General features: G+C 61.8%; 2 protein-coding genes. Both read left to right on the top strand.

Going from position 1 to position 2,605, the window contains the following annotated elements; all coding sequences use genetic code 11:
* The first annotated feature begins 192 nt into the window (after positions 1-192).
* Positions 193-1,704: an IS21 family transposase gene (gene istA / locus CRO48_RS31430; protein ID WP_102026030.1), complete on the top strand. Its 1,512-nt coding sequence runs from the start codon at positions 193-195 to the stop codon at positions 1,702-1,704.
* 11 nt (positions 1,705-1,715) lie between these two features.
* On the top strand, positions 1,716-2,459 hold the full coding sequence (istB, locus tag CRO48_RS31425) for an IS21-like element helper ATPase IstB (RefSeq protein ID WP_097143548.1): 744 nt from the start codon (positions 1,716-1,718) through the stop codon (positions 2,457-2,459).
* Positions 2,460-2,605 lie beyond the last annotated feature (146 nt).

The following is a 2,605-nucleotide window of genomic DNA, read 5'->3' as shown; positions in this document are numbered from 1 at the left end:
TGCGGATTCCGGTCTGAAGCCGGCCGGCATTCCGATTAATTACCGGCCACCGTTCCGATTTGAAGCCGGCCACTATTCCAATCAATTACCGGCCGGTTCTCGGCTCTAACGATACCCCTTGGGTCAGCAACTTTGGCATCAAGCCTCCCGGTACACGAGGAGAGTTTGATGCCGGCAAAGAGAAGGCTGACCATGAGACAATTACGACAGATGCTCCGGCTTGCCGGAAGCGGAACAAGCAGCCGCGAGATCGCGGTGGTGCTGGGCGTTGCTCGCAGCACGGTGCAGGATAATCTGAAGCGGGCGGCGCTTGCGGGTTTGACCTGGCCCTTGCCCGGAGAGCTGACCGACGATGCGCTTGAACATCGTCTTTTCGCCCGCGCTGGGGTCAAGCAGGGGCAGCGGCGAAGGAAGGAGCCTGACTGGGCTGAGCTTTCGATCGAGCTGAAGAAGCCAGGCGTGACACTGCTGATCCTTTGGGAAGAATACCGTAGCGACCATCCCGACGGTTACGGCTACAGCCGCTTCTGTGAACTGTTCCGCGGCTTCGAGCAGCGCCTGTCGCCGACGATGCGCCAGGAGCATGCCGCCGGCGACAAGGTCTTCGTGGACTATTCCGGAAAGAAGGTGCCGATCGTCGATCGCAAGACCGGCGAGGTCCGTGAGGCGGAACTGTTCGTCGGCGTACTCGGCGCATCGAGCTACACCTTTGCCGAGGCCACGTGGACCCAGACCTTGCCGGACTGGATTGGCTCGCATGTACGCATGTTCGCCTTTTTTGGTGGCGTGCCACGGCTTGTGGTGCCTGACAACCTGAAGTCCGGCGTCAACCGTGCCAGCTTCCATGATCCTGAGATCAACCGCAGCTACGGCATGATGGCATCCCACTACGGTATCGGTGTCCTTCCGGCTCGGCCGCGACGCCCGAAGGATAAGGCCAAGGTCGAGAACGCCGTGCGCTTTGCTCAAAGCTGCATCCTCGGCCGCCTGCGCAAACAGACATTCTTCTCGCTTGCCGAGGCGAATGCCGCGATCACTGATATGCTCGCACGCATCAACGATCATGTCATGCGCCGGCTCGGTGTCAGCCGTCGCCATCTCTTCGAGACGGTCGAGCGTCCAGCCCTCGCAGCCCTTCCTGCCGAGGATTACGAGTTCGCCGAATGGCGGCTGGCGCGGGTCTCGACGGATTATCATGTCGAGTTCAAGACCTTCTTCTATTCGGTCCCGCACGGCCTCATCCGGAGCCAGGTCGATATCCGCGCCACCGCCCGGATGATCGAGATATTCCATCGTGGAAAGCGCGTCGCAGTGCATCAGCGCCGATATGGGGGGCCGCGCTTTGGCACCGACCCCGATCACATGCCGAGTTCGCATCGTCGATACGCCGAATGGACACCGGATCGCTTCCGGCGCTGGGCTGCATCGATCGGCCCCGAGACCGAGGGGCTGATCACCGCCATCCTCGCCAGCCGGCCGCATCCCGAACAGGGCTTCAGAACATGCCTCGGCATCCTGCGCCTCTATCGTGATCTTCCCCGGGAGCGCGCCGAGACTGTGTCGGCGCGTGCCGTCGAGATCGGCGGCCTGACCTGCAAAACCATCTCCGCGCTCATCGCCACCCACAAATCCAACAGACATTCCGCCGAACCCGCCGCCGTCATGGAGCACGCCAACCTGCGCGGCCCCGGCTACTTTCATTGAGGATCAAGATCATGCTGACCAATCCCACCATCGACATGCTACGCGAACTCGGCCTCTCCGGCATGGCAAGCGCCTATCACGAGCTTGAGGCCCAACCAGAAGTGAGGAGTCTCGAGCATGGCGAATGGCTCGCTCTTCTTCTGGAGCGCGAGGCAACCATGCGCCGCCAGAAGCGCTTCGAGGCGAGAGCCCGCGCGGCAAGGTTGCGCCATGACGCTCAGGTCGAGAACATCGACTTCCGCGCTGCCCGTGGCCTTGACCGCAATCTGTTCCTGAAGCTCGCCGGCTGCGACTGGATCAGGCAACATCACAGTCTCCTGCTCATCGGACCCGCCGGCGTCGGCAAGAGCTGGCTGGCCTGCGCACTCGGACACAAGGCATGCCGCGAGGACTTCTCCGTCGCCTATCATCGCCTGCCGAGGCTGTTCGCCACTCTTGCACTGGCGCGCGGCGACGGCCGCTATCCCAAGGTCCTCAAGGCGCTCGCCAGAACAGACCTGCTCATCCTCGACGACTGGGGCCCCGAGAAGCTCAGCGACGAGCAGCGCCGTGATCTTCTGGAGATCGTTGAGGATCGCTATGAGAGGCGATCCACCATCGTCACAAGCCAGGTGCCCGTCGATCACTGGTACGACATGATCGGCAATCCGACGCTCGCTGACGCCATCCTCGATCGCTTGGTCCACAATGCCTACCGCATCGAACTCACCGGCGAGAGCTTGCGAAAGCAGCGTCCGCTACCATCCGACGCTTGACCCCACGACAATCCAGAGCCATTCAAAACAACGACCCAAGGGAGCATCGACTGGCCGGCTTCAAATCGGAATGCTGGCCGGAATGAAATCGGAATGGGTGGCCGGCTTCGTTTCGGAATCAATGGCCGGCTTCATCGGAATACGCA

The sequence above is a fragment of the Rhizobium subbaraonis genome, assembly GCF_900220975.1.
GTDB lineage: Bacteria > Pseudomonadota > Alphaproteobacteria > Rhizobiales > Rhizobiaceae > Mycoplana > Mycoplana subbaraonis.
This window is presented reverse-complemented; position numbering and strand designations above follow the sequence as displayed.